Below are 3,801 nucleotides of genomic sequence, written 5' to 3'. Positions count from 1 at the left end.
CATGGAGCTTCCTTTAGGTGTCGCCTTCCCAGGCGTCTGGTATACATGCTAAATCAATGAGTTATAGAAATAATCTCACCGACCTTAATCATTCATCACCGCGCGACCGCCGAAAATAGCCGCCAGCGTTTCAGGTGGCCGCACAGTCTACATGAATTTTGGATGAAATGATTCATCTGCTGAGAGCTTGTCTCAGGCTGGTTACTTTACGCTCAATGCATTCATCATAATAATAGGTTAATAACGACTGCGGCTAAGGCAATGATGAAAAAGCACGACGAAAACGGGCTGACGCTGCGGCGCGTCGCAGAAACCGCGAGGTTTTTCTCAAAGAAGATGCGCTGAAGCTAAATTTAGTGGGGCTGGGCATCCGCGGTCCCAAAAAGAGCGTAGATAAGGTGATAAAGGGTTTGTTACTTCATCCTTAAGGTGCAGGCGTGGTGCTGGCACCACGCCCACGCCGCCGCCGTTACAAAAACGGCTTCACGTCCCCAACCCCTTCGCGCAGCACCACCGGGGCATCTTCGGTCAGGTCGATAACGGTGGTTGGCTGCTGGCCGAGATAGCCGCCGTGAATGATTAAATCCACCACCTTTTCGAGGCGGTCTTTAATCTCTTCCGGATCGGATTCGGTGAAATCGTTGCCCGGCAGCATCAGCGAAGTGGAGAGCATCGGCTCGCCCAGCGTCTCCAGCAGCATCTGCGCAATCGGATTGGCCGGCACGCGCATGCCGATAGTTTTACGCTTTTCCTGCAGCAGGCGACGCGGCACCTCTTTCGTGCCTTTTAAAATAAAAGTGTAGTTGCCCGGGGTGTTATTTTTCATCAGGCGAAACGCCACGTTATCCACATAGGCATAGGTGGATAGCTCGGAAAGATCCCGGCACATCAGGGTGAAGTTGTGACCGTCCGGCAGGTGGCGGATGCGGCAAATTCGCTCCATCGCGCCCTTATCTTCAATTTTGCAGCCCAGCGCGTAGCCGGAGTCCGTCGGATAGACAATAACGCCGCCTTTGCGAACGATCTCGACGGCCTGATTAATCAGGCGCGCCTGCGGATTGTCCGGATGAATATAGAAAAACTGACTCATACTTCCCTCACATTATACGGTCTGGGCCGCTTTCTCCCAGCTCTCCCATACCGGCGTTACGCCGGCGGGCAGCCAGAGTTTGCGCCCGAGTTCGATCCACGGGCAGGGCTGATGAAAGTCAGAGCCCTGAGACGCCAGCAGATTATAGTGCTGCGCGTAGGCCGCGAGCTGCGAGCGCTCGTCAGGCGCCTGCTGGCACTGGGCAACCTCCATGGCATCACCGCCGCACTCGCTGAAAAAGGCCAGCAGCCGCTTTAGCCACTTGGCAGAAAGATTATAGCGTCCCGGATGGGCAATAACGGCTTTGCCACCCGAATGGTGAATAACATCAATAGCTTGTTCTATTGTACACCACTGGGGAGGAACATAACCGGTTTTCCCGCGGGCGAGGTACTTTTTAAAAACGTCAGCGACCGTGTTGGCCTTCCCCTGCTCAATCAAGAAGCGGGCAAAGTGGCCCCGGGTCACCGCCCCGCCGTCCGCGAGCCGCAACGCGCCTTCCAGGGCCCCCGGAATATTGGCTTTCTCCAGCCGCTCGGCTATCAGCGCCGCCCGCTGCTGGCGGCATGCGAGCTGCGCTTCGAGCAGCGCGGTCATCTGCGGGCAGTCGATATCAATATTGAGGCCGACAATGTGGATCTCATGGTTTTCCCACAGCGTGGAAATTTCCACTCCGGCAATAAGGTTAAGCGCCAGCCCGGCGCGCGCAATTTCTGCGCGGGCCGCCGGAATAGCGGCAACGCTGTCGTGATCGGTAATCGCCAGCGTACCGACGCGTTTGTCGAGCGCGCGATGCACCAGCGCCTCGGGGGTTAGCAGACCATCGGACGCGGTGGTATGGCTGTGCAGGTCGTGAATTATCGCGAATGAAGGATCGCTCAAAATAGCTCCGTTTATCGGTCTGAAGGGTAGCGCGCCGGCTATAATAGCGTTTGTTAAACAATTTCGAAAATCAGTATTGACTTTGCGGCCACGAACCAGTTAACTAGTACGCAAGTTCAAACGCGAGGTATCTGACAATGACAACACGCTCAATCAACATGCACGGCTGGTGGCGCACATCCTGTTAACGGGCTGAGCGATCGCGTCTGCATAAGACAATCAGATACCCTGCCCGCCTCCGAGCGGGCTTTTTTTTGAGCAAAGAATCATGGACAAGGCGACAAACACGATGCAAACAGAAAAAACCAACCTGGAACTTCTGACCTGCGATGCCATATATCGGGAGAACCCCACCGCGCTGTTTCACCAGCTGTGCGGGGCGCGCCCCGCCACTCTGCTGCTGGAGTCGGCGGACATTGACAGTAAAGACAATTTAAAAAGCCTGCTGCTGGTCGACAGCGCGCTGCGCATTACCGCCTTAGGTGACACCGTCACCATTCAGGCCCTCTCTGACAACGGGGCGTCACTGATGGAGCGCCTCGACGAGATTCTCCCGGCGGGCATTGAAAACCAGAAACAGCCAAACAGCCGCATGCTGCGCTTCCCCACCGTCAGCGCGCTGCTGGATGAGGACGCCCGCCTGTGTTCCCTGTCGGTGTTCGATACCTTCCGCCTGCTTCAGACGCTGGTCAACGTACCGGAAGACGAACGCGAAGCGATGTTTTTCGGCGGCCTGTTTGCCTATGACCTGGTGTCCGGATTCGAAGATTTACCGCCGCTGGACAATGAGACCGCCTGCCCGGACTACTGCTTCTACCTCGCGGAAACGCTGCTGATTATCGACCACCAGCGCCGTACCAGCCGCATTCAGGCCAGCCTGTTTGCGCCTTCTGCCGCGGAAAAACAGCGCCTCAGCAGCCGCATTGCCCAGCTGAGCCAGCAGATGAACGAGCCGCCGGCCGCGCTGCCGGTGACCGAAGTGCCGCAGATGAAAACCGAGGTTGACCAGAGCGACGACGAATATGGCTCGGTGGTGCGCAAGCTGCAGCGCGCGATCCGCGCCGGTGAGATTTTCCAGGTGGTGCCTTCACGCCGCTTCTCGCTGCCCTGTCCGTCACCGTTGGCGGCCTATGATGTGCTGAAGAAAAGCAATCCCAGCCCGTACATGTTCTTTATGCAGGATAATGACTTCACTCTCTTCGGCGCTTCGCCGGAAAGCTCCCTGAAATACGATGCCGCCAGCCGCCAGATTGAAATCTATCCCATCGCCGGCACCCGCCCGCGCGGCCGCCGCGCCGACGGCTCTCTCGATCGGGATCTCGACAGCCGCATCGAGCTGGAAATGCGCACCGACCACAAAGAGCTGTCGGAACACCTGATGCTGGTAGACCTGGCCCGTAATGATCTGGCGCGCATCTGCACGCCGGGCAGCCGCTACGTTGCCGATCTGACCAAAGTGGACCGCTACTCTTTCGTCATGCACCTGGTTTCGCGGGTGGTCGGCGAGCTGCGCCACGATCTCGACGCGCTTCACGCCTACCGCGCCTGCATGAATATGGGCACCCTCAGCGGCGCGCCGAAAGTGCGCGCCATGCAGCTGATTGCCGCCGCCGAAGGGCAGCGCCGCGGCAGCTACGGCGGCGCGGTGGGCTATTTCACGGCCCACGGCGATCTGGACACCTGCATTGTGATCCGCTCGGCGTTCGTTGAAGACGGGATTGCCACCGTGCAGGCAGGCGCCGGGGTGGTGCTCGACTCCGTGCCCCAGTCCGAAGCGGACGAAACCCGCAGTAAAGCCCGCGCGGTGCTGCGCGCCATTGCTTCCGCCC

General features: G+C 58.3%; 3 protein-coding genes, 1 pseudogene and 1 other annotated feature. Of the genes and pseudogenes, 2 read left to right on the top strand and 2 right to left on the bottom strand.

The features are described 5' to 3' along the window. Nucleotides 1-311: 311 nt before the first annotated feature. Nucleotides 312-428 (top strand): annotated as a pseudogene (locus QZ766_RS17140) (DUF2000 family protein); the annotation flags it as partial. Between the two features lie 41 nt (nucleotides 429-469). Here the strand turns inward: QZ766_RS17140 and QZ766_RS17135 are convergent. Both QZ766_RS17135 and QZ766_RS17130 read right to left on the bottom strand, forming a co-directional pair. Continuing rightward, nucleotides 470-1,090 (bottom strand): L-threonylcarbamoyladenylate synthase, encoded by a 621-nt coding sequence (locus QZ766_RS17135; RefSeq protein WP_297204096.1) that lies wholly within the window; start codon nucleotides 1,088-1,090, stop codon nucleotides 470-472. Nucleotides 1,091-1,102: 12 nt separating this feature from the next. Next, nucleotides 1,103-1,972, bottom strand: a complete 870-nt coding sequence (locus QZ766_RS17130) for a PHP domain-containing protein (RefSeq protein ID WP_297204094.1) — start codon at nucleotides 1,970-1,972, stop codon at nucleotides 1,103-1,105. Between the two features lie 161 nt (nucleotides 1,973-2,133). Beyond that, nucleotides 2,134-2,228: a sequence feature (Trp leader region), on the top strand. Between the two features lie 33 nt (nucleotides 2,229-2,261). Here QZ766_RS17130 and QZ766_RS17125 point away from each other — a divergent pair. Further along, the coding region (locus QZ766_RS17125; protein ID WP_297204092.1) for an anthranilate synthase component 1 at nucleotides 2,262-3,801 on the top strand (1,540 nt) is incomplete at its 3' end.

The sequence above is a fragment of the uncultured Pluralibacter sp. genome, from assembly GCF_913775985.1.
Classification (GTDB): Bacteria; Pseudomonadota; Gammaproteobacteria; order Enterobacterales; family Enterobacteriaceae; genus Pluralibacter.
This window is presented reverse-complemented; position numbering and strand designations above follow the sequence as displayed.